The 23,075-nt window shown below is 56.0% G+C and carries 20 protein-coding genes and 1 other RNA gene; 19 read left to right on the top strand and 2 right to left on the bottom strand.

The window, feature by feature from the left end:
- The first annotated feature begins 247 nt into the window (after positions 1 to 247).
- Positions 248 to 1,342 (top strand): transglutaminase domain-containing protein, encoded by a 1,095-nt coding sequence (locus NQT62_RS11645; protein WP_370569171.1) that lies wholly within the window; start codon positions 248 to 250, stop codon positions 1,340 to 1,342.
- 30 nt (positions 1,343 to 1,372) lie between these two features.
- Here NQT62_RS11645 and NQT62_RS11640 read toward each other — a convergent pair whose 3' ends face one another.
- On the bottom strand, positions 1,373 to 2,572 hold the full coding sequence (locus NQT62_RS11640; RefSeq protein WP_370569174.1) for a M20 aminoacylase family protein: 1,200 nt from the start codon (positions 2,570 to 2,572) through the stop codon (positions 1,373 to 1,375).
- 64 nt (positions 2,573 to 2,636) lie between these two features.
- Between NQT62_RS11640 and NQT62_RS11635 the strand changes: the two genes are divergently transcribed.
- The gene (locus NQT62_RS11635) at positions 2,637 to 3,788 is read left to right on the top strand and encodes an aminopeptidase (protein WP_256764872.1); all 1,152 of its coding nucleotides are present in this window, start codon (positions 2,637 to 2,639) and stop codon (positions 3,786 to 3,788) included.
- Here the strand turns inward: NQT62_RS11635 and NQT62_RS11630 are convergent.
- On the bottom strand, positions 3,740 to 4,525 hold the full coding sequence (locus NQT62_RS11630) for a class II glutamine amidotransferase (RefSeq protein WP_306173629.1): 786 nt from the start codon (positions 4,523 to 4,525) through the stop codon (positions 3,740 to 3,742). The two genes, NQT62_RS11635 and NQT62_RS11630, sit on opposite strands and share 49 nt — an antisense overlap.
- Before the next feature lie 73 nt (positions 4,526 to 4,598).
- On the opposite strand from NQT62_RS11630, the gene NQT62_RS11625 reads away from it, so the two are divergent.
- The 17 genes from NQT62_RS11625 (at position 4,599) to NQT62_RS11545 (ending at position 23,051) form a co-directional block, all read left to right on the top strand.
- Positions 4,599 to 5,945 carry a glycerate kinase type-2 family protein gene (locus tag NQT62_RS11625; protein ID WP_256764870.1) on the top strand — a complete coding sequence of 449 codons (1,347 nt, stop codon included), beginning with the start codon at positions 4,599 to 4,601 and terminating at the stop codon, positions 5,943 to 5,945.
- A gap of 69 nt (positions 5,946 to 6,014) precedes the next feature.
- The gene (gene pyrC / locus NQT62_RS11620; RefSeq protein WP_256764869.1) at positions 6,015 to 7,151 is read left to right on the top strand and encodes a dihydroorotase; all 1,137 of its coding nucleotides are present in this window, start codon (positions 6,015 to 6,017) and stop codon (positions 7,149 to 7,151) included.
- Positions 7,152 to 7,290: 139 nt separating this feature from the next.
- Complete coding sequence (locus NQT62_RS11615) at positions 7,291 to 8,031, top strand: DUF3025 domain-containing protein (RefSeq protein ID WP_256764868.1); 741 nt, start codon at positions 7,291 to 7,293, stop codon at positions 8,029 to 8,031.
- An RNA gene (gene rnpB, locus NQT62_RS11610) (RNase P RNA component class A) lies at positions 8,031 to 8,429 on the top strand. Before NQT62_RS11615 ends, rnpB begins: the two co-directional genes overlap by 1 nt.
- Positions 8,430 to 8,666: 237 nt before the next feature.
- Entirely contained in the window at positions 8,667 to 9,095 is a 429-nt protein-coding gene (gene mraZ, locus NQT62_RS11605; protein WP_256764867.1) for a division/cell wall cluster transcriptional repressor MraZ, read from the top strand.
- Positions 9,096 to 9,097: 2 nt separating this feature from the next.
- On the top strand, positions 9,098 to 10,039 hold the full coding sequence (rsmH, locus tag NQT62_RS11600) for a 16S rRNA (cytosine(1402)-N(4))-methyltransferase RsmH (protein ID WP_256764866.1): 942 nt from the start codon (positions 9,098 to 9,100) through the stop codon (positions 10,037 to 10,039).
- On the top strand, positions 10,032 to 10,316 hold the full coding sequence (ftsL, locus tag NQT62_RS11595) for a cell division protein FtsL (RefSeq protein WP_256764865.1): 285 nt from the start codon (positions 10,032 to 10,034) through the stop codon (positions 10,314 to 10,316). The genes rsmH and ftsL overlap by 8 nt, the downstream gene beginning before the upstream one ends.
- Complete coding sequence (locus tag NQT62_RS11590; RefSeq protein WP_256764864.1) at positions 10,309 to 12,066, top strand: peptidoglycan D,D-transpeptidase FtsI family protein; 1,758 nt, start codon at positions 10,309 to 10,311, stop codon at positions 12,064 to 12,066. Before ftsL ends, NQT62_RS11590 begins: the two co-directional genes overlap by 8 nt.
- Positions 12,063 to 13,559, top strand: a complete 1,497-nt coding sequence (locus NQT62_RS11585) for a UDP-N-acetylmuramoyl-L-alanyl-D-glutamate--2,6-diaminopimelate ligase (protein WP_256764863.1) — start codon at positions 12,063 to 12,065, stop codon at positions 13,557 to 13,559. Before NQT62_RS11590 ends, NQT62_RS11585 begins: the two co-directional genes overlap by 4 nt.
- Positions 13,552 to 14,946 (top strand): UDP-N-acetylmuramoyl-tripeptide--D-alanyl-D-alanine ligase, encoded by a 1,395-nt coding sequence (locus NQT62_RS11580; protein WP_256764862.1) that lies wholly within the window; start codon positions 13,552 to 13,554, stop codon positions 14,944 to 14,946. The genes NQT62_RS11585 and NQT62_RS11580 overlap by 8 nt, the downstream gene beginning before the upstream one ends.
- Positions 14,936 to 16,090, top strand: coding sequence for a phospho-N-acetylmuramoyl-pentapeptide-transferase (gene mraY / locus NQT62_RS11575; RefSeq protein WP_256764861.1), 1,155 nt, complete (start codon positions 14,936 to 14,938; stop codon positions 16,088 to 16,090). The genes NQT62_RS11580 and mraY overlap by 11 nt, the downstream gene beginning before the upstream one ends.
- Before the next feature lie 30 nt (positions 16,091 to 16,120).
- Positions 16,121 to 17,584: a UDP-N-acetylmuramoyl-L-alanine--D-glutamate ligase gene (gene murD / locus NQT62_RS11570; RefSeq protein WP_256764893.1), complete on the top strand. Its 1,464-nt coding sequence runs from the start codon at positions 16,121 to 16,123 to the stop codon at positions 17,582 to 17,584.
- Positions 17,578 to 18,837: a putative lipid II flippase FtsW gene (ftsW, locus tag NQT62_RS11565; RefSeq protein WP_256764860.1), complete on the top strand. Its 1,260-nt coding sequence runs from the start codon at positions 17,578 to 17,580 to the stop codon at positions 18,835 to 18,837. The genes murD and ftsW overlap by 7 nt, the downstream gene beginning before the upstream one ends.
- Positions 18,834 to 19,904, top strand: a complete 1,071-nt coding sequence (murG, locus tag NQT62_RS11560) for an undecaprenyldiphospho-muramoylpentapeptide beta-N-acetylglucosaminyltransferase (protein WP_256764859.1) — start codon at positions 18,834 to 18,836, stop codon at positions 19,902 to 19,904. The genes ftsW and murG overlap by 4 nt, the downstream gene beginning before the upstream one ends.
- Positions 19,901 to 21,304, top strand: a complete 1,404-nt coding sequence (gene murC, locus NQT62_RS11555; RefSeq protein ID WP_256764858.1) for a UDP-N-acetylmuramate--L-alanine ligase — start codon at positions 19,901 to 19,903, stop codon at positions 21,302 to 21,304. Before murG ends, murC begins: the two co-directional genes overlap by 4 nt.
- Positions 21,301 to 22,272 (top strand): D-alanine--D-alanine ligase, encoded by a 972-nt coding sequence (locus NQT62_RS11550; RefSeq protein ID WP_256764857.1) that lies wholly within the window; start codon positions 21,301 to 21,303, stop codon positions 22,270 to 22,272. Before murC ends, NQT62_RS11550 begins: the two co-directional genes overlap by 4 nt.
- A complete protein-coding gene (locus tag NQT62_RS11545) occupies positions 22,272 to 23,051 on the top strand; it encodes a cell division protein FtsQ/DivIB (RefSeq protein ID WP_256764856.1) in 780 nt (259 codons plus the stop codon). The genes NQT62_RS11550 and NQT62_RS11545 overlap by 1 nt, the downstream gene beginning before the upstream one ends.
- Positions 23,052 to 23,075 lie beyond the last annotated feature (24 nt).

Here is a 23,075-nt window from a genome sequence, read left to right as displayed (position 1 = left end):
CCTTAGCGCCGATGATAGTGTGCATTCGCATGTGAAAGTAGGACATCGTCAGGCTCTCCATTCCCAAAAAACCCCTACCGACTTCTCGTCGTAGGGGTTTTTTAATTCACCCTCAATTCAACAATATTCTTGCAAATACTGGGTTGCCAACGTCATTGTTGCCAGGTTCCGTTTGCTTGAACCAAATGGCATTTAAACACCACAACAGAACGAATCGAACTCCGTTTGTCACTCTCTGAAACGTTGCGTGCGTTGTGGATTGGCATCCGTTTATTGGTGGTTTAAATTGTTTAGTCGCTGTCGATCTGTGTTAATCCACTACAACCTTTTTCTATGGCTTGCTTTGCACGTGTCGCAAGCCTTGGCAAATGGGGCGATACAGGGCCAAGCTTCTCTCCATGAAAAATTCGCCCACCCCCCTGTTATATCCTCCACCGTTGGTGATGAAGCCAGTGCCACGCTGTTGAATGAAGTTGTTCAAGGCGCCAAGTCTGATTACGAAAAGGCCCACCGGATCTATCGTTGGGTGATAAAAAACATGTCGCACGATCCACGGGCAGCGTCGCGCATCGGAGATCCAGCCCGCCATGCGTTGAGTCAGTTGTTGACCAGTCGGCGCGGCAGTTGTGCGGTGTTCGCCGATGTCACATCCAGGTTGATGGTATTGGCTGGTTTAAATGTTCGCACCGTAGAAGGTGTGGCGCGAGTAGGCACCGCTCGCAGGGGGCAGGCCAATCATCGGTGGAACGAGGTTTGGTTAGATGGTGAGTGGCGTGTGGTGGACACAACCTGGGGTGCGGGTTATCTGGAGGGTGGACGCTTTGTTCGTGACAACACTGATTTGTTTTTTGCCATGCCAGCCGAACTGGCTAAATTGAGCCACTATCCCCTACGGTATTGGGGAGGATACGCCTCGGGTGAGGAGAGTACAGTGGTTGCAGGTGGGCAGAGCCGACTGGCCTTCAACACGTTTACCAAATTGTCCGAGCAGGCGATATTCATGGCTGCAGCCGGTTTTTCGGCAGACGACCTACTTCGCGCGGCGGTGCATGGTTCAGCGCAGCCTGATTGGTATCAGCCGTTGAACACGCAGACCAAAGTCATCCAGGCGCCTGTATCAAAGGTGCTTGCACCCAGCGCCGAGGTTCGGTTCCAGTTTGAGAACCAGGCTTACGAGGAGATGGCTGTTGTTCAAGGGCGTAAATGGGTGCGACAACGCGCCAAAACGGGGCTGTTTGACCTCGCGGTAAGCGCCCTCCCGGGTGAACTGTTGGTCATGGGGCGTCGGAAAGGCCAAGATGAGTTTGAAGCTGTATTGGGTTATCAGGTTGGCGGGCGCTGAACAGGGGGCGCAACACCACGAGAACCTGCGCTACACGCTGGCACTTAAGAAATGCTCAACGATGGCGACCCATGCTCGAACACCCAGTGGCAATATGCCGTCGTTAAAGTCGTAGCTGGGGTTGTGGAGTGTGCACGGCCCAACGCCGTGACCAACGGTTCGATGGTCGCCGGTGCCGTTGCCGATCCACAGGTAGGCACCTGGTTTCTGCATGAGCATGAAAGCAAAATCTTCTGCACCCATGGTTGGCGGTAAATGGCGATGCACGGCGGTCACATCCGTGATGGACCGCAGCGCATTTTCAGCCAGTTCAGCCATGGCTGGGTCATTGATCGTGGGGGGGTAATTGCGGTGAAACTCCACGTCTGCTCTGGCGCCCATGGCCGTACAGAGCTCCTGACTGATCTTTCGAAGTTGCGACTCAATCAGGTCCAAGACGTCGTGGCTGAATGTTCGAACGGTTCCCTTGAGCACCGCCCGATCGGGAATCACGTTGATGGCCTCGCCGGCATTGATTTGAGTGACCGACAATACGGCTGGATCAACCGGACGGCAGACGCGACTGACAATGGTTTGCAGCCCCAGTATGAGTTGGGCTGCGATCACAATCGGATCGGTGCCCAAGTCGGGCATGGCAGCATGGGCGCCTTTGGCATGAATGGTGATGGAGAATTCATTGCTCGATGCCATGACGGGGCCTGAATGTGCAGCAAACTCGCCTGCTGCAAGCCCTGGCCAGTTGTGCATGGCGAATACCGCGTCGCAGGGGTAGCGATCGAAAAGGCCGTCTTCGATCATGCGCTGGGCACCGGCACCACCTTCTTCGGCTGGTTGAAAAATCAGGGCAACTTTTCCTGCAAAGTTGCGTGTCTCGGACAGCTCCTGCGCAGCCCCCAGCAGCATGGCGACATGACCATCATGTCCGCAGGCATGCATCTTTCCAGGATACAGGGATGCATGACCAAATGTGTTGCGTTCTTGAATGGGGAGTGCGTCCATGTCGGCGCGAAGACCGATCATGCGAGGTGTTGAACTCACGAGGCGACCTTCCAATATGCCCACCACGCCAGTTTTTCCGATGCCAGACTCAACGGCGTAGCCCAGGTGCCGCAGTCGCTCTTCAATTAACCGGGCGGTTCGGTTTTCTTCAAACCGCAGTTCAGGGTGGGCATGGATATCTCGCCGGGTCTGAATCCAGGCATCGACTTTGGTTGGGTTCACAGCACACATCATTGGGATTCGAGGTAACCTCAAGAATCGCAGGTTTTTTGGGTACTGGCAACCGCAGACGCTAATGGAATGCGGTGTTTCAGGGGTATGGGGCATGATCAATGGTGTGGGTTGCTGGTACAAAGCCTGGTTTAAAGCAGCGATAAAAGGCGTTGGGCACGTGTGTTTTGGTTTGTTATGTGTGGCATTGCTGGGTGGGTGTTCGTCGACCCGTTACTTGTGGCAGGCCGCTTCGGGCCACCTGTCTGTGTTAGCGGCCTCTCGTGACGTGGACGATGTGCTCAACGACCCCGAGACACCAGGATTGATTCGCCAGCAACTGGCTTACGCGCGAGATATTCGACAATACTCTGTTGAGGTGTTGGGGTTACCCGATAATCAGAGCTATCGGCGGTACGCGGATGTGGGGCGACCGTATGTGGTGTGGAATGTGGTCATTGCACCAGCCGATTCACTGGACTTGAAAAAATCATGTTTTCCAATCACGGGCTGCATTTCATACCGTGGATTTTACGATGAGACCGATGCGAAAGCCTATGCAGAGCCTTTTCGCGCTGAAGGCATGGATGTGGCCGTGATCGGTGTGCCAGCCTACTCAACCTTGGGCTATACGCCTGACCCCTTGTTGAACACGTTCATTCGGTTTCCGGCTGGGGAGCTTGCTCGAATGGTATTTCACGAGTTGGCCCACCAGGTGCTGTATGTGGCTGATGACACCGTGTTCAACGAGAGCTTCGCCAGTGCGGTGGAGGAGTTGGGTGTAAACGCCTGGCTTTCAGATTCGACACGGGTTGGTTTGAAAGCGCAATATGACCGGTTTGATGTGAAGCGCATGGCGTTTCGTGACTTAATGGCCAAGGCTCGGGCGGACCTCAAGATGCTGTACGACGATGATTCCTTGACGCCGGAAGACAAACAGCGACGCAAGGCCATTCGGTTTGCAACGCTGCGTCGGGATTATGATCAGTTGAAGGCCAACTGGGATGGTTGGCCGGGATTTGATCCGTACATGTCAGTCGATTTGAACAATGCAAAACTGGCTGTGTCGGGTTTGTATGATGACGACGTGCCAGGCTTTAAGCGACTGTTTGCGGTGTGCGGAGACAATTTCGGCCGATTTTATAGCGCCGCGCGATGGCTGGCTGACCAGAGTCCGGATGTGCGCCGTCAATGGGGCACTGGCAACCCGTCTTTGATCACCGCCTGTCCATCCTGAAAAACCAGAAGTGACCCAGCTTCAAATGAGGTCCACACTTCGTCATCGGTGAGAGCGGTGGTCGCGATGACAGCAACCCGATCTTTGGGCGTGGTGACTTGGCCAAAGTCCACTTGCAAGTCGCAGTCAATGAGGTGAGCCTGTTTGAACGGATAGGCCCGAATGATGTACTGCAGCTTGGTGGAGCAGTGGGCAAACAGTGCCTGCCCGTTGGACAGCAGCATGTTGAAAGTCCCATGACGGGCGATGTCAGAACAGGCTGCCCTGACCACGGGCTCAATGTCGCGAAGCGCGGGACGATTCAGCGAGGTGCGGTTGCCGAACGCCTGTTTCAACGCCTGCAGAATTTCGCAGAATGCCTGCTCGCTGTCGGTGTCGCCGATCGGCAGGAAGTCGCCGTGGAGCTGCGGGTTGTATTGTTTGAGATCGCCATTGTGAGCAAATACCCAGGCTTGGCCCCACAGCTCCCGAACAAACGGATGGCAGTTGGCCAGTTTGACCTCTCCCACCGTGGCTTTTCGGATGTGCGAAATGACGTTGGTGGACCGGATGGGGTAGCTGCGGATCAGCTCGGCCACCGGCGAGTTCGAAGCGGGTTTGTGGTCGATGAAACAACGCGCTGCATTGCCTTCAAAAAAGGCGATACCCCAGCCATCGCCGTGTTCGTCGGTTAGGCCCCCACGTTTGGCAAACCCTTCGAACGAAAACTGGATGTCTGTCGGGGTGTTGCAGTTCATGCCCAGAAGTTGACACATCGCTGTTGGTTGAGAAAGCTCGAGTTAAGCATTATTTCATTTTCAGGAAGCTAGCATGTCTGCCGCCACTGGTTTTTTTGAGTCTGTGTTGCGAGAATCGTTCAACGTGGCAGTGGCCTCTGCCCAACCGTCCCACGAGTTACCGGGCTTGTGGGCAGAAAAAATTCAGCCCTGGCTGGACAGCATGGCACCGGAACGACAGCGCGTGTGGGTGATCGGTGCAGGTAAAGCCGCAGCATCCATGGTTCAGGCCGTCGAGGCCTGTGCTGGTCAGCATGAGCACTTAACCGGCATGGTCATTACCCGCCGTGGCCACGGGGGGACAACCCAACATGTGGAAGTGTTGGAGGCGGCACACCCTGTGCCCGATGAAGAGGGGCAGCGCGCTTCTCGGCGATTGCTGCAACTGTTGCGGACGATTGAGGCAACTGATCCGGTGATAGCGCTGGTGTCTGGTGGTGGCTCAAGCTTGTTGAGCGTACCGGTGAAGGACATTCCCTTCGTGGATCTGCAGCAACTGAATCGGGCTCTGCTCACTTGCGGTGCCCCAATTGATGAGATGAATACGGTGCGCAAGCACGTCACCCAAACACTGGGTGGTCAGTTGGCCCAGGCTTGCCGCGCGCCGGTGTTTCAATTGATGATTTCGGATGTGCCAGGTGACGACCCGGCAGTGGTTGCATCGGGACCGTTTTGCGCAGACGACACCACCTATCAGGATGCCTTGAATGTGATTCGTCGTTGGAATGTGCAAGCGCCGCATTCTGTTTTGCGCCATCTTGAGAAAGGTTGTAAGGGTTTGGTACCAGAGACACCAAAATCCAGTTCGTTGGTGTTCCGGAAAATTCGCTCTCACATCATGGCCAGCAACGGAAAAATGCTGGATGCTGTGGAGCATTATCTGCGTCAGCAAGGGTACACCGTGCTGAGTTTTGGTGACACGGTGGAGGGTGAGTCCAGCCATGTGGCCAAGGTGCATGCTGCACTGGTGAAGCAGGCCATGCAGGGGCGGGGTGGATGGCCTGCCGCACCACTGGCCATACTCAGTGGCGGCGAATGCGCGGTGACACTCAGTGACACCCAGATGAAGCAGGCCAAAGGGGGCCGAAATTCGGAGTTCTTGTTGTCGCTAGTGCATGAGTTGCGGGCCCAGCCCGAGGTGTTTCCTTTGGCCGCATTGGCTGCCGACACGGATGGCATCGATGGGGTGGGAGGGCATGCCGGTGCTTTGTTGTTGCCCGGTGATTTGACGAGAATTCAGCAACTGCAGTTGTCCGCCAGGCTGCATCTGGAGCAGCACACCAGCCATGATTTTTTTCACACGCTGGGCCGTTTGCTGGTAACCGGGCCGACCCAAACCAATGTCAATGACCTTCGACTGATTCTGATTGGGCAACCTTGAATGACTCGTTTGCCATGGGATGCGTAGTGACGGGTTAAAATAATGGGCTTGGACATCACAGGATTTGTTATGGCTTCGTCGATTGCACCCACCACTTTGACCATTGCGCCGCCCGATGATTGGCACCTGCATCTTCGCGATGGCGAGGCGTTGGAGCACGTGGTGGCAGCCACTGCATTGAATTTCAGGCGTGCGATTGTTATGCCAAATTTAAAGCCTCCTGTCACCACCACTGAGCAGGCTCTGGCGTACCGTGGGCGCATTTTGGCCGCAGTGGACAAAGCCTGCATGAGCGGACGTTATTCCGAGGCTGACTGTGCGCAAATGCGGCAGTTTCAGCCCTTGATGGTGCTGTATCTGACAGGGGCAACACCGGCTGATGAAATTGACCGGGCCATGGTCAGTGGTGCGGTGCATGCAGTGAAGTTGTATCCAGCTGGTGCCACCACCAATTCGGATGCAGGGGTATCTGACCTGTTGGGTCAATGCTCGGCAGTTCTCGCCCGAATGCAAGCCTTGGGCATGCCCTTGCTGGTGCATGGCGAAGTTACCGAGGCGCATGTGGATGTGTTTGATCGTGAGGCGGCATTCATCGAATCGGTGATGAAGCCGTTACGATCGAGATTCCCAAGCCTTCGTGTGGTGTTCGAGCACATCACCACACGTCAGGCGGCGGAGTATGTGACCGATCACGCCACGCGCGATGCGCAGGGACGCTTGTTGCTTGCTGCGACCATCACCCCCCAGCACTTGTTGTACAACCGAAATGCGCTGTTCAGAGGAGGTCTGCAACCCCATTGGTACTGCTTGCCGATTTTGAAGCGGGAGGAGCATCGCCTGGCCTTGATCAAGGCCGCCACCTCTGGTTTGCCTCAGTTTTTTCTCGGGACGGACAGCGCTCCCCATGCTCGGCATTTGAAGGAAGCCAGTTGTGGTTGTGCGGGCTGTTATTCAGCCCCGTATGCCTTGGGCCTGTATGCAGAGGCGTTTGAATCTGTTGGCGCTCTTCAAACCACAGATGCATTTGAGGCGTTCACCAGCCGAAACGGGCCAGCCTTCTATCGCCTGCCTGTAAACCCTGGTCGATTTGAATTGCGACGGGTGCCGGAGACGGTGCCCGAGAGACTGCCATTCGTCACGGACAGTGGGATTGTACCGTTGCGGGCCGGTGAGACCTTGACGTGGTCTGTAACCGCGCGTGAGTGATGCCCAATTGATGGCGGCCAAACCCTGGCTTGTTCCTTATGGTGGTCCGTCTGTAGAATGGGTTTCGGCTGGGGTGGTAGAACCGGCTGATTGTGGGCCGGGTCATGTGGCCCTGCGCTTGAATAGGCGGGCGCATGTGATGAGCCCGAATGATGGGCTGCACTTTGTGCCGTCTACTGAACACTTGGGTGCACTGGCTTACGAGGCCCGGTGCCAACAGGGCAGCATTCCGACGCGTGATCTGGCCCATGACTGGTACAACGGTGTGGTTTGGCAGACCCTACCCAAGTTTAAGCGAGCGTTGAATGAGGCCCACATCGCTGAGTCGGCACGGCAACAGGCTGTTGGCGGCAACGGTCGGAATGCCCGCCGGGATGCGTTGACCTTGCTGGACGAGAGTGGAGCCCTGCTGCTGGTCAGTCACCCCGAAGTCGTTCAAGAATTGATCAATCATGATTGGTCGAGTTTGTTCATGCGTCACCGGGCAGATTGGGGGCATCACATTCATTTGCTGGTGTTTGGTCACGGCCTTTTGGATGCCATGGACCGTGCGCACAAGGGCCTTTGTGCCAAAGTTTTACCCGTGTGTGTTCTCGACGACGCCGACCCTAGGGGGTTGATGGCGTCTCTGCGTGCGGGGTCCTTCGATCAATGCTGGCCCGTTGTGGATCATGTGTTGGCTCAGGCTGTGACCCAGATTGAAACTCCAGCGCAATTGTGTCCGCTGCCTGTGTTGGGTGTACCAGGTTGGTGCTCAGCCAACCAAGCCCACATGTTTTATGCCGATCGGCAAGTTTTTCGCCCAAAGCCAACACTTCATGGCAATAAATCATTTCAAAGGTTGGCATTGCGGTGGGATGGTTCTACACTTTCAAGTTGAGAGTGCGCCGGACAGTCGCTGCTTCGCGAGAAGGAGAGGAAAGTCCGGACTCCAGTGAGCAAGGTGCTGGTTAACGGCCAGGCGTTGCATGGGCAGGAAACTGCCCAGGTGGCGACGGACAGTGCAACAGAAAACACACCGCCGATGGAAGGGCAACCTTCACAGGCAAGGGCGAACCGGAGGTGTAAGAGACCCCCGCGATTCTGGCGACAGAATCGGCTAGGTAAACCCCACTTGGAGCAACACCAAATAGGCGCGCACAGGCTTCACGGTCTGGACGGTGCTCCCCGGGCGCGCGGGTAGGTGGCTTGAGCTGGCAAGCAATTGCCGGCCTAGAGGAATGATTGTCGGGCCTGGCGACAGGCCAACAGAATCCGGCTTACAGGCGCACTTTCTCAACCTCATCGCAATTTCCTTCAGTTTCCTGACAAATATTTTTATTTGAGACATTACTTTCAGTTGTCTCGATATGGCTTTATTTTTTCTCGATATTTTCCCTAAAAAAATTCAAGATAACCCATCTAAGTCATTGGTTGTAAAGGCGTTTTTGCCTTGAGCGCCTTTACAAGGCCTGAGGGAATGCGTAAAGTGGTGATTCGTGGGTTTTTGTGTATTTTTGTGGGAATTTATATCTCGTGTTTCAAGGCAGCTCTTCCCTGTCGATGGATGCCAAAGGGCGCATGAATGTGCCCCAGAAGCATCGTGACGCACTGATGGATCAGTGCGCGGGAGCCTTGACGCTCACGAAACACCCCAATGGCTGCTTGCTGATGTTTCCCCGGCCTGTTTGGGAGCAGCATCGCGAGAAAATTGCGGCCTGGCCAATGTCTGCCCGACCTTGGCAGCGGATCTTCCTGGGTTTTGCGACCGATGTGGAGATCGATTCTGCTGGCCGAATTTTGGTCTCACCCGAACTGCGCGACGCCGCCTCGCTGTCGAAAGACGTGATGTTGCTGGGCATGGGTAGTCACTTCGAAATCTGGGATTCCACGCTGCTCAAGGTGGAAGAAGACAAGGCCATTGCCGCCGGCATGCCTGATTCACTGAACGACTTTAGCTTCTGAAGGTGAGTACCCATGACCACATCCCCGTGCTACTTGGGCCCACGGTGGACGCCCTGTTGCACAACCCCGATGGCATCTATTTGGACTGCACGTTTGGGCGTGGTGGGCATTCACGCGCCATTCTTGAGCGTTTGTCGCCGGTGGGTCGACTGTTGGCGCTGGATCGGGATCCCCAAGCGGTGCAGGCCATGACAGGCGTTCTTGATGCTCGGTTTCAGGGTTATCGCAGCGCGTTTGCCGATTTGGAGCGGGCCTTGGATGCCATGGGCGTGCCGAAGGTGGATGGTGTGTTGATGGACATCGGTGTGTCATCGCCCCAAATTGACCAGGCTGAGCGGGGTTTCAGTTTTAGGAAAGACGGTCCTTTGGACATGCGCATGGATCCGCAGGCGGGAGAGTCCGCGGCCGATTTTCTTGCTCGGGCCACGGCTCGGGACATCAGTGAGGTGATTAAACATTATGGGGAAGAACGGTTTGCTGTTCAGATTGCAGCAGCGATTGTTGCTCGCCGCCAAGAGCGGGCGATCACTACAACCCTCGACCTTGCCCAGATCGTGGCAGGGGCAGTACGCACGCGCGAGCCGGGGCAGGACCCTGCCACGCGCACCTTTCAAGCTTTACGGATTCACGTCAACCAGGAGCTTGCGCAGCTCGAACAGGGCCTGAACGCTGCGTTCAGACGCTTGAACATTGGTGGTCGCTTGGCGGTCATCAGTTTTCATTCCTTGGAGGACCGGATCGCCAAGCAGTTCATTGAAAAGCTGGCCAATCCAAAGTCGCAGCAGGATGCTCGTTTGCGCAAACTGCCACTGCCTGAGCCCAAGCCATTGATGAAAAAACTCGCTCGCATCAAGCCTGATGCGCAAGAGTGCGAGCGCAACCCGCGTGCCCGCAGTTCGGTGTTGCGAGTGGCCGAAAAGTTGGCGGAGGTGGCCCATGGGTAGGTTGAACATTCTGCTGCTGGCCCTGGTGATTTATTGCGCCATGCAAGTGGTTGACTTCCAGCATGAGGCGAGAACCCTGTTTGTAACGTTGGGATCAGAGCAGGAAGCTGAGCGGCAACTGGATGTTGCGTTTACGCGCCTGCAGTTGCAGCAGGTGACGCTAGCCAAAGGCGAGCGGGTTGATGAGGTGGCCCGGCGGGAGTTGAAGATGATTCCGCCGCAGCCCGGGTCCATCGTGTTCATGCCATTCAACACCAGCGGGGGTGCGCGTGAGTAAGGCCGTTCGCTTCGGTGGTTCCGAGGTTTTAGAGACGAGGTTGCCTGCTTGGCGATCTCGCCTGGTTTTGCTGGGTCTGTTTTTGGCGTTTGGCGGGTTGATTGCCCGTGCGGCCTATCTGCAAATCGTATCGAATGATTTTTTGCAGGAGCAGGGCGCCAAGCGCATGGAACGTACCCTGCCATTGCCAGCTTCGCGTGGCACATTGATGGATCGCAACAATGTGGTGTTGGCTCAAAGCGTGCCGGCGCAAACCATTTGGTATGACGGCCGGCGAATCAGTCAGGTGCCCGATCCCAAGTTGCGTGAGCTCGCCGCAGCCTTGGGTATCAAGCAACCGGATCGCATGATTCGTCAAATCCGGGCAGATGCAAAGAAGGCATTTGTGTATTTGGATCGTCAGGTGGATCCCGATTTGGCCAACAAGGCTCGGGCTTTGAAAGTGCCAGGCTTGGGCTTCATTGTGGAGAGCAAGCGTTATTACCCCCAAGGCGAGACCACTGCCCATCTGGTTGGGTTTACCAGTATTGAAGACCGTGGGCAGGAAGGTGTGGAGCTGGCCTTTGATCAGGCACTGACTGGCGAAAATGGTGAGCGAAGTGTGTTGCGGGATCGGCTGGGCAACATCATTGAGGAAACCCGTGAATTGCGCCCACCGGTCAATGGTCAGGACATGGTCCTGTCGGTGGATGCTGATGTGCAGTACATCGTGCTGTCGGAGTTGAAAAAGGCAGTTGAGCAGCACAAGGCAAAAGCGGCTGCAGCGGTGGTGCTGGACGCAAAGTCGGGCGAGTTGCTGGCCATGGCGAATATTCCCACGTACGACCCGAATAATCGCAGCGACCTTCATGGCGCAAAGCTTCGCAACCGCGTATTCACCGACATGTTCGAGCCTGGCTCGACCCTCAAGCCATTCACGGTGTCGTTGGCCATGAATGAGGGAAAGATCAAGCCCACGACCAAGATTGACACCGGCAATGGCCACCTCAGCATTGGTCCAGCCACCATTCACGACACCAAAGCCCATGGCTTGATTACCGTGGATGAAGTCATTCAATTTTCCAGCAATATTGGTACAACCAAAATTGCGCTGGATCTAGATCGAAAAGACATGTGGGATTTTTTCCACCTGGTGGGGTTCGGGCAGACGCCTGCGATCTCCTTTCCTGGTTCCGTTGCGGGCCGTATTCGCCCCTGGAAATCCTGGCGCCCCATCGAGCAGGCAACCATGTCATACGGTCACGGTATTTCCGTGTCGCTGATTCAACTTGCCCAGGCGTACACCATTTTTGCCAATCAGGGGCGTTTTGTGCCGGTGTCCTTGATCAAGCACGAAGACCACAACATGCCGCAGGGGCAGCCAGTCATTCGTCCAGAAGTGGCAGCCAGCATGCTGCACATGTTGGAGTTGGCCTCGGGGCCGGGCGGCACCGCGCCCAAGGCACAAGTGCAAGGCTATCGGGTTGCTGGCAAAACGGGGACTGCGCACAAACAGGAAGGCGGGCGTTACATCAACAAGTATGTGTCGTCCTATGTGGGGTTGGCTCCTGTGTCTAATCCGCGCGTCATTGTGGCTGTGATGGTGGATGAGCCGTCCACCGGTGTGTATTACGGTGGCTTGGTCGCTGCGCCTGTGTTTTCAACCATTGTCAAAAGTGTGTTGACCCGTCTGAATGTTCAGCCAGATGCGGTTGGACCTGGGGAACAGCTGCGCAAATATGTTCAAGCCCCTGCACCGGAGGCCATGTGAAGAGCGCCTACCTGCACTCCGTGGACGAGGTGCTGAGCGAATTGCATGAGCTTGGCTTTTTCTCGGACTGCTCAGCATTGGTGACCGATCACCGACGATTGGGTGGTCCTCGGGATGTGCTGCTGGCGGTGCCAGGTCAGTCCTTCGACCCTCGCAACCTGGCCGATGATCTGTTGCGTGAGCAGCGTTGCGGACTGGTGTTGGTGGACCATGAGGACAGTCGGGTGTATCAGAGTGCCGCTGTCTTGCCCGTGTTGAATTTGCGAAGCCTGCTTGCAGACATTGCATGTCGGTATTACGGCACGGCTGAACTGGGCCTGAACATTTATGCCGTGACTGGCACGAATGGCAAAACCACGGTTACCCGCTGGTTGGCCCAGGCACTGGGGGCTTTGGGGCTGCCGACTGCCGTGATCGGAACTCTGGGTTATGGCTCGCCCGACGAACTGAAGCCGCATTCTGGTTTAACCACACCAGATGTTGTGGGTATGCATCACTTGCTGCATGAATTGCAGGTTGATGGTTTTCGGGCAGTTTGCGTGGAGGCTTCGTCGATTGGTCTGCACCAAGGTCGATTGGCCGGTGTGCCCATCTCGACCGCACTGTTTACCAACCTAACGCAAGACCACCTGGATTATCACGGCACCATGCAAGCATACGGCGAGGCCAAGCTCATGTTGGCGACCTGGCCTGGTTTGAAGCGTGCCGTGGTGAATGTCGACGACCCTTGGGGTGAGCGTTTCCGGGAAGTCGCAAATAACCAGGGTGTTGCTGTAACGACGGTTGGTCGGGCGATGGATTCCGATGTTCGAATCATGGCGTTGGACCATCAGCCAACCGGGTTGTCCATCCATCTGCAGACTCAAGAATCGTCCTGCACCATTCAAGCTCGCGTGTTGGGTGATTTCAACGCAGAAAACATGGCCCTGGTGTACGCCGCACTGAATCAGCCTGCACTGGACACTGCCACCCTGACTCAGGCCTTGAGCACTGTCACACCCGCACCGGGTCGAATGCAATGGGTGGCTGACTCGCCCTGTGTGATTGTGGACTATGCCCACACGCCGGATGCACTGCAGCGCGTGTTGGAGACCTTGCGCGCATTGTGCACTGCTCGGGGTGGGCGCCTGCTGACCCTGTTCGGATGCGGTGGAGATCGGGACAAAACAAAACGGCCATTGATGGGCGATGTGGCAGCCCGTTTGTCGGATGCTGTTTGGATCACCTCGGACAACCCACGCACTGAAGATGCCCAGGCCATTTTGAACGACATTCTGGCAGGCGTCGAGGCGGGACTTTTGGGCAAGTTGACGGTCGAAGTGGACCGTGTGAAGGCCATTGAGGATGTGATTCGATATGCAGGTCCGGTGGATGTGGTTGTGTTGGCTGGCAAGGGGCATGAACAAACCCAAACGGTGGGGCACGAGGTTCGCACCCACTCAGACGCTGCTGTGGCGCAGGCCGTGTTGATGGAGCGAGGTCTTCATGTCTGAGCTCAACATGTCATCCGATTTGATGCTCAAAGGGCTGATTAACCACATGGTTCAGCCTGCTCCCGACCGCTTGCCTGCTGCCATCCGTCAGGTACAGACGGACAGCCGCCAAGTGCAGTCAGGCGATCTGTTTGTGTGTCTGCGGGGTGAGCGTTTTGATGCGCATGATTTTGCATCGGATGTGGTGAGCAAAGGTGCATCTGTTCTGGTCGTGGAGCGTTTGCTTGATTTGCCAGTACCCCAGTTACTGGTTCGGGATTCCCGAATGGCCTTGGGCGGGTTGGCCTGGGCTTGGCGCAATCAGTTCAGGCCCATGGTGTTTGGTGTGGTGGGTAGCAATGGCAAAACCACCAGCAAGGAAATGCTGGCCAGTATTTGCAGAAAGTATTTTGGTGAAGAGGCGACCTTGGTGACGCAGGGCAACCTGAACAATGATGTGGGGGTTCCGCAAACCTTGTTCCGTTTGCGTGCACACCACACGGCAGCCGTGATTGAAATGGGCATGAATCACCCAGGAGAAATTGGACACCTGGCTTCCTTGGTGCAGCCCAATGTGGTGTTGTTGACCAATGCCCAGCGTGAACATCAGGAATTCATGAAATCGGTTGAGGCAGTGGCAGCGGAGAATGGTTCCGCCTTTCTGCATCTGCAGTCACCTGGTACGGCCATATTTCCAGTTGGTACTCCGCACGATGTCACCTGGATGGCCCAGGCCGGGGATCAGCGATGCGTTCGGTTTGGGATGGGTGGAGATTTCGAACCTTCTTTTTCAGGCGCATCGGGTGAGCTTCAAATTGAAACAGTGCGTGGCGCCCTTCGGGTCAAGCCGGCATTTTTGGGTCAGCACAATGCCATGAACGCTGCTGGCGCAGCCGCAGCCGCGTGGGCGGGTGGGTGCGCAGATGATTCCATTCAAGCGGGTTTAGAGATGTTTCAACCGGTCAGTGGTCGCTTGCAGGTTGTGCTGAGAAACCGCCATGTGCTGCTCATCAACGACAGTTACAACGCCAATCCGGATTCAGTCAACGCTGCCAGTGCGGTGCTGGCCGAACAGGGCGGCAACACTTTGTTGGTGTTGGGTGACATGGGTGAGGTGGGTAATGCGTCGGATGCATATCACCAGGAGGTGGGACGGGTGGCCAAACAGCTCGGCGTGAGCAAGCTCTACGCCCTGGGTGAAGCAACTCGACATTCCGTGGGCAGCTTCGGTGAAGGCGCCCAACATTTTGAAAGTTTAGATCAATTGATTAAGACCATCATTCAATGCGTTCAGCCCGGTCATTGGACCGTGCTGGTCAAAGGGTCCCGCTTCATGAAAATGGAACGGGTTGTGGACGCGCTCAAGCAGCATTTTGAGCCAGGACAAGGAGATCAGCATGTTGCTTGAACTTGCCAAATGGCTAGCCACGGACATTCGCGCCTTTGGTGTTTTCAACTACCTGACTTTGCGGGCGGTACTGGCTTGTGGCACGGCGCTGTTGGTCGGCTTGGTGGCTGGTCCCATGGTGATTCGCAAGCTGACGCAGTACAAAATTGGTCAGGCCGTTCGGGATGATGGACCTCAGACCCACCTGGCCAAGGCGGGCACGCCCACCATGGGCGGTGCGTTGGTACTGATCGGCATCGGCATGTCGACATTGCTGTGGGCCGATCTATCCAACCGGTTCGTCTGGGTGGTCATGATCGTAACCTTTGGTTTTGGTTGGGTTGGTTGGGTGGATGATTACCGCAAGGTGGTATATCGCAATCCCAAGGGTTTGCCTGCCAAGTGGAAGTATTTCTGGCAAAGCGTGATTGGGCTGATCTCCGCGTTTTATTTGGCTTTCGCCGTCTCCGCCCAAGGGGGGCAGGGCGTCCCTGAAATCTTCATGGCTTGGGTCGACAGCGGGTTTTCAATGCACCTGCCCAACAATGCAGATTTGATTGTTCCCTTCTTCAAGTCCATCAGTTACCCGTTGGGGGTATGGGGCTTCATTGCCTTGTCCTATTTTGTGATTGTGGGCACCAGTAACGCGGTCAATCTCACCGACGGTCTGGATGGCCTGGCCATCATGCCCACCGTGTTGGTGGCCTCGGCCTTGGCGATATTTGCGTATGTGGCCGGTAATGCGGTGTATTCCAAGTACCTGTTGTTGCCCTACATTCCAGGCGCTGGTGAATTGGCGGTGTTCCTGGCGGCCATCGCAGGCGCAGGCCTTGCGTTTCTGTGGTTCAACGCTTACCCGGCCCAGGTGTTCATGGGTGATGTGGGTGCGCTGGCGTTGGGTGGTGCCTTGGGCACGGTGGCGGTGATCGTACGACAGGAAATCGTCCTGTTCATCATGGGTGGCGTGTTTGTGGCGGAAACCCTGTCGGTGATGATCCAGGTTTTGTATTTCAAGTACAGCGGTGGAAAGCGGGTGTTCCGGATGGCCCCCCTACATCACCACTACGAGCTGAGTGGATGGAAGGAAACCCAGGTGGTCGTCCGTTTTTGGATTATCACGATGATGTTGGTGTTGGCTGGTTTGTCCACTCTGAAATTGCGTTAACGCAAAGGACTTTGTAACGTGCTGGATTTGATGATTCATCAATCGGTGTTGCTGGTGGGGCTCGGCGAGTCCGGGCTGGCCTGCGCGCGTTGGGTTGTGGCCCAGGGTGCGCGCCTCGCCGTGGTGGATACCCGTGATCAGCCGCCAGGCCTTGGTCATTTGCAGGCGTTGGGCGTGGACATTCCATTGCACACCAGCCTGCAGGATGTCGTTTGGCAGTTTGACCGGGTTGTGGTGTCGCCTGGCCTACCGCCAGCCCATCCTTTGATGCAGTCTGTTTTGAATGCTGCGCAGGCCCATGGGACGCCTGTCGAGTCAGAACTGGATTTGATGGCGGATGCTTTGATCAGTTTGAAAAGCAGTCGCGGTTATGCGCCCCAGGTGGTTGGTATTACTGGGACCAATGGCAAAACCACCACCACGAAAATGGTGGAGTGCCTGGCTGGTTATGCCGGAAAAAAGGCCATGGCTGCCGGAAATATCAGCCCCGCTGCACTGGATGCTTTGCGGGAGTGTTTGCTCAATGACGATCTGCCCGACATCTGGGTCCTGGAACTGTCTAGTTTTCAGCTGCATTGGACAACGCGCCTGCGTTGCGATGCATCGGTGGTTTTGAATATTACTCAAGACCATCTGGATTGGCATGCCGACATGGACGAATACGCTCGGGACAAGTTCCGGATTTATGCTGAGCACTCGGTGGCGGTTGTGAACCGGGATGATGTATATGTTAACGCTGCACCAATACCCAAAGAGGCTCATCGTGTGAGCTTCGGTCTGAATGCGCCTGCGCAACCAGGCGATTTCGGTTTGTTACGCGAAGGCGGCATGTTGTGGTTGTCGCAGGCTTATGCCATGCAGGATACCCCAACATCCAGGCGCGCCAAGCTCGAGCCAGTGGAGGTTGGTCACAATCTGCTAATGCCCACCGATGCTTTACAGGTGGTGGGCTTGCACAACGCGGCCAATGCGTTGGCCGCGCTGGCGCTTTGCCAGGGTTTGGGTTTGCCCATGGCCAAGTTGTTGCATGGCTTGCGCAGCTACAAGGGCGAGCCGCACCGGGTGGAATTTGTCATGAGCCTCGGTGGAGTGGATTATTTTGATGACAGCAAAGGCACCAATGTGGGTGCTACGGTGGCAGCACTAACGGGCTTGGCGCGGTCGGTCATCTTGATTGCTGGCGGTGATGGCAAAGGTCAAGACTTTTCACCCCTGGCCTCGCCGGTGGCTGAATTTGCCAAAGCGGTGGTGCTGATTGGGAAGGATGCCGAGCAACTGGAGTCCGTATTGACCCCAGCTGGCGTGCAGTGTATCCATGCCGCCACGCTGGAGGATGCGGTGAAACAGGCGCACGCTCTGGCCACAGCCGGCGATTGTGTTTTGCTGAGCCCGGCTTGCGCCAGCCTGGACATGTTTAACAATTATGCCCACCGGGCCGCAGTGTTCGTGAGTGCCGTTCGACAACTGGCCATGGACGGAGGTCAACCATGCTGAACAAATGGTTCAAGCGTGAGCGGTCGTCCCTGCCTACCCACAGCCTGATTCCAGCCGGTGTTGCTGGAGCCAGTTCAGCCTATGGATTGGGCCGCGGCAACACGCAGGGCGTTGGACAACAGCACAGCGTCGATCAAAGCCTGGTTTGGGCTGTGCTGGCTTTGCTGTTTTTGGGATTGGTGATGGTTTATTCCGCCACCGTGGCGCTGCCCGACTCCAACAAATACGCCAATTACTCCACCACCCATTTTTTGGTCCGCCATGCAGTGTCCTTTTTGGTGGCCTTCGCCGCTGCATTTTTTGCATTCCAAATTCCCATGAAGAGCTGGCAGCAACTGGCGCCGCTGCTGTTTCTGTCTTGTCTGGGTTTGTTGTTGCTCGTGTTGATTCCCGGTGTGGGCAAGGATGTCAATGGTGCGCGGCGTTGGCTGTCGTTGTATGTGCTGAACATTCAGCCCTCCGAGTTGATGAAGGTCTGCGCCATCATTTATGCGGCCGATTACACCGTGCGCAAGCAAGCCTACATGCAGCGGATTGGCAAAGTTCTGTTGCCCATGATTGTGGCCATGTTCCTGGTGGGCATGTTGCTGTTGCTTGAGCCCGACATGGGCGCTTTCATTGTGATTGTGACCGTGGTGTTTGCCATCCTGTTTTTGGGTGGGATCAACGCCAAAGTGTTTTTGGGCAGCATTGGCATGTTGTCCGCCGCCTTTGCATTGCTGATTGCATTTAGCGATTACCGGCGGGCCCGCCTCTTGGCTTATCTGGACCCCTGGAGTGGCGACAATGCGCAGAACAAGGCTTACCAGTTGTCGCATTCGTTGATTGCGTTTGGGCGCGGTGAGGTGTTTGGCGTGGGTTTGGGCGGCAGTGTCGAAAAACTGCATTACCTGCCAGAAGCACACACGGATTTCATCCTGGCCGTGATTGGTGAAGAGCTAGGCTTTGTGGGTGTCACCATCGTGATTTTGCTCTTCGCTTTTATTGTGCGACGTTGTTTTGCGATTGGCAGCCAAGCCATCGCGCTGGAGCGAACATTCAGCGGCTTGTTTGCCAAAGGGGTGGGCACCTGGATTGGTGTACAGACCTTCATCAACATGGGTGTGAATTTGGGGTTGTTGCCCACCAAGGGCCTCACGCTTCCGCTGATGAGTTATGGCGGGTCTGCAATCATGATGAATTGTGTTGCACTGGCATTGGTGCTGCGCGTGGACTACGAAAACAGAACCATGATGCGCGGAGGGGCTGCATGACTCGCCGAACCGCACTGATTGTGGCTGGTGGCACCGGCGGGCACATATTCCCGGGCATCAGCGTGGCGCAGGAAATGATGCGCCGGGGTTGGGCTGTTCAGTGGGCTGGCAACCCGGCTGCCATGGAAGGTCGTTTGGTGCCACAGCATGGTATTACTTTGCATGCGCTGGTCTTCGCCGGGTTTCGTGGCAAAGGGCTGGGTAGCCAGTTGATGATGCCTTTGAAATTGCTGCGTGCGTTCTGGGCATCATTGCGTATCTTGTCGGTTTGCAAGCCGAATGTGGTGTTGGGCATGGGCGGCTACGTGGCCTTTCCGATGGGCATGATGGCCAGCTTGCGGGCCATTCCTTTGGTGGTGCATGAGCAAAACTCCGTGGCGGGTCTGACCAACAAAGTCTTATCGAAGCTGGCTGATCGAAATCTGGTTGCTTTCCCGGATGCACTCATTCGGGGGCAGTGGGTAGGCAACCCCTTGCGTTCGGCGGTGACCGCACAGGTGGACCCTGCTCAGCGCTATGCAAGTCGTCAGGGCTGCCTGCGGTTGTTGGTGTTGGGCGGCAGCCTGGGTGCACAGGCACTCAATGCGCTGGTGCCCAAGGCGTTGGCCCTGCTGCCAACGGCTGATCGTCCCGAAGTTATGCACCAGGCCGGTGAAAAGCACCTCGATGAATTGAAGACTCACTATGCCAATGCGGGGGTTTCCGCACAAACCGTGGCTTTCATTGACGATGTGGCCACTGAAATGGCCCGTGCTGATTTGGTGATTTGCCGTGCAGGTGCGATGACGGTGGCTGAAGTGGCTGCCATTGGTGTGGCTGCGCTGTTTGTACCGTTTCCACATGCTGTGGATGACCATCAAACCAGCAACGCCGCATTTCTGGTGAACCAACAAGCCGCATGGTTGCGACAGCAGGTTGAACTCAATGCCCAGGGGCTGTCTGAATGGCTGGCCTCATTGACCCGCAGCCAATGCCTGGCTGTGGCACTGAAGGCCCGCGACCTTGCAAAACCCAAGGCCACCAGCGATGTGGCCGATGTTCTTGAACAGGTGGCCTCACTACGATGAAACACAAAGTCAAACATGTCCATTTCGTGGGTATCGGTGGATCCGGCATGAGCGGAATTGCCGAGGTGTTGATCAACTTGGGATACAAGGTGAGTGGATCGGACTTGTCCGATTCCGCCGTCACCCAGCGTTTGATCAAACTGGGTGCCGAGGTTCGAGTGGGACACGCGCCAGAGCATATTGATGGTGCGGATGCCGTGGTGACATCCACAGCCGTCGGTGGAAGCAATCCGGAGGTGTTGGCAGCGCGCGCCAAACGGATACCTGTGGTGCCCCGTGCGGTGATGCTGGCGGAGTTGATGCGTTTGAAGCAAGGCATTGCAGTGGCTGGAACGCATGGTAAAACCACCACCACCAGCCTGGTTGCCAGCATTTTGGCAGAAGGCAAACTCGATCCGACATTCGTGATTGGTGGTCGTCTCAATTCGGCAGGGGCCAATGCCAAATTGGGGACGGGTGAATTCATGGTGGTGGAGGCCGACGAGTCGGATGCATCATTCCTCAACCTGATGCCCGTGATCGCGATCATCACCAACATTGATGCCGACCACATGGAAACCTATGGGCATGATTTCGCCAGATTGAAACAAGCCTTCGTGGAGTTTACGCAGCGTTTGCCATTCTATGGCATTGCAGCTGTGTGCGTGGACGATCCCTGTGTCCGAGAAATCATGCCCTTCGTGTCCAAGCCACTGGTGACCTACGGATTGTCCGAGCAGGCCCAGATTCGTGCTGTGAATGTACAGGCTTGTGCCGGTCAAATGAAATTCACAGTTATTCGGGAAGATGAGCCCGCTCTGGATATCACCTTGAATTTGCCCGGCGAGCACAATGTGCGCAATTCGCTTGCAGCCATCGCCGTGGCCACCGAGGTCGGTGTGTCTGACGCTGCGATTGTTTCGGCCTTGGAAAAATTCAACGGTGTGGGTCGACGCTTCCAGCACTACGGAGAAGTGCCTGCCAAAGAGGGAGGACACTTCATGGTCATTGATGATTATGGGCATCACCCGGTGGAAATGGCCGCTACACTGGCGGCCGCTCGAGGCGCCTATCCAGACAAACGCCTGGTGTTGGCCTTTCAGCCGCACCGCTACACCCGCACACGGGATTGTTTCGAAGATTTTGTCAAGGTGTTGGGCACACCAGACCTGGTGATTCTGTCCGAGGTATATGCCGCTGGAGAGCAGCCAATTGTGGCCGCAGACGGACGGTCACTGGCCAGAGCGGTTCGGGTGGCCGGGCGCGTGGAACCGATTTTTGTTGAAGACATGAAGGATATGGAAAGTACGATTTTGAATGTGGCTCGGGACGGGGATCTCGTGATCACCATGGGTGCTGGCTCCATCGGCGCCTTGCCTGCGCGGCTGGCTGCGCACACTGACCATGGAGGCCAGTCATGAATGGCCGAATTGATCCCAAAAGCTTGGGCAAAGTGGTGGTGTTGTACGGTGGAAAATCTGCAGAGCGAGAAGTATCGCTAAAGTCCGGCAGCATGGTGTTGGCTGCTTTGAAGCGCCAGGGCGTGGATGCGCATGGGTTCGATCCAGCCGAACACAGCATGGTTGAATTGTTGGAAGGACATTTTGACCGTGCAGTGATTTCTCTGCACGGTCGTTTTGGTGAAGACGGCACTATCCAGGGCGCACTGGAAAGTTTTGGCATTCCCTACACCGGAAGTGGCGTGGCAGCCTCAGCGCTGGCCATGGACAAAATTCTGACCAAGGCTGTTTGGTTGAGTGAGGGCCTGAGCACACCCGACTACGTTCGTTTGCAACCGGGTTTTGATGCCAAGGCCGTGGTGCAGCGCCTGGGTTTGCCCTTGATTGTGAAACCCGCGCAAGAAGGCTCCACCCTGGGCTTGACCAAGGTGAAGTGTGAGGAAGATCTGCAGGTTGCCTTTGACATGGCCTACCGTTACGACCCCAACGTGCTGGCCGAGAAATTCATCAGTGGCATGGAATTGACCGTGCCTGTGATGGGAGAAGGACAAGGTGCTTATGCCTTGCCAGTCATTCGGATTCAGGCACCCGATGGCAATTATGACTACCACAACAAATACATCGGGAATGAAACGCAGTATTTCTGCCCGAGTGGTCTGGATGATGCCATGGAAAGCCGGGTGAAAGACCTCTGCGTGAAGGCCTACCAGGTCCTGGGTTGCGCTGGTTGGGGTCGGGCTGACGTGCTGGTGGATAGCGATGGGACACCCTGGCTGCTCGAACTCAATACCTCACCAGGGATGACAGACCATTCATTGGTGCCGATGAGCGCCCGCGCAAGCGGTGTGGACTATGACCAATTGGTGCTCAAGATTGCGGCCAGCGCACGATTGAAGGCGTCGGGGCAAAACCTGGGAGACAAGCGCTGATGTTGGGAGCCATTTGGAACGACGACAAGCTCATGAGCATCATTGCCGGCTTTTTCTTTGCCTTGGCGATGGTGTTGTTGGGTTATGCCTGCGTTCAATGGGTCATCAACCGGCCAGTGTTTGAGTTGCGCCGCATTGAATTGCGGGGCGATGTGGACCGAATCAACCTGATCGGTTTTCAGTCGCAAGTGGTGCCGCAAGTGCGGGGCAGTTTCTTCTCGGCCAACTTACAGAATATTCGCCGGTTGGTGGAGGCTCAGCCTTGGGTGCGAAAAGCATCGATCCAGCGGGCCTGGCCCAACGGACTGCGTATTCAGATTGAGGAACACAGCCCATTGGCCACATGGGGCGAGTCCCGGTTGATCAATACCTTTGGTGAAGTGTTCTCCGCAAACCTGGCTGAGGCCGGCGATGAACGCAATCTGGCCGAATTGAGTGGCCCGGTGGGCAGCGAAGCCATGGTGGCCAACATGTACGTCAAGGCTTCCGAGCGCTTGAAAACGCTGGGCATGTGGCCCGAAAGAATTGAATTGTCGGACCGGTACGGCTGGTCCATGGACACCGACACAGGTTTGCACATTGAACTGGGTCGAGAGCAGGAGAATTTTTCCATCGACCAGAAGATGGAACGGTTGTTGAAGTTGTATCCAAGAATAGAACAAGAGGTGATGCCCAAGATCGTCAGCATTGATCTGCGGTATCCCCGGGGTGTGGCAATAAAGGGCGATCGCATGGCGGCTCTGAAAGTGAACAACGCCGCCAGCGTGAAATTGAATTGAAAGAGATAAACGAGTTTGCACGCC

The sequence above is a fragment of the Limnobacter humi genome (assembly GCF_024518835.1).
GTDB classification, from domain to species: domain Bacteria; phylum Pseudomonadota; class Gammaproteobacteria; order Burkholderiales; family Burkholderiaceae_B; genus Limnobacter; species Limnobacter humi.
The sequence above is the reverse complement of the archived record's forward strand: the minus strand, read 5'-3'. Positions and strand labels throughout refer to the sequence as shown.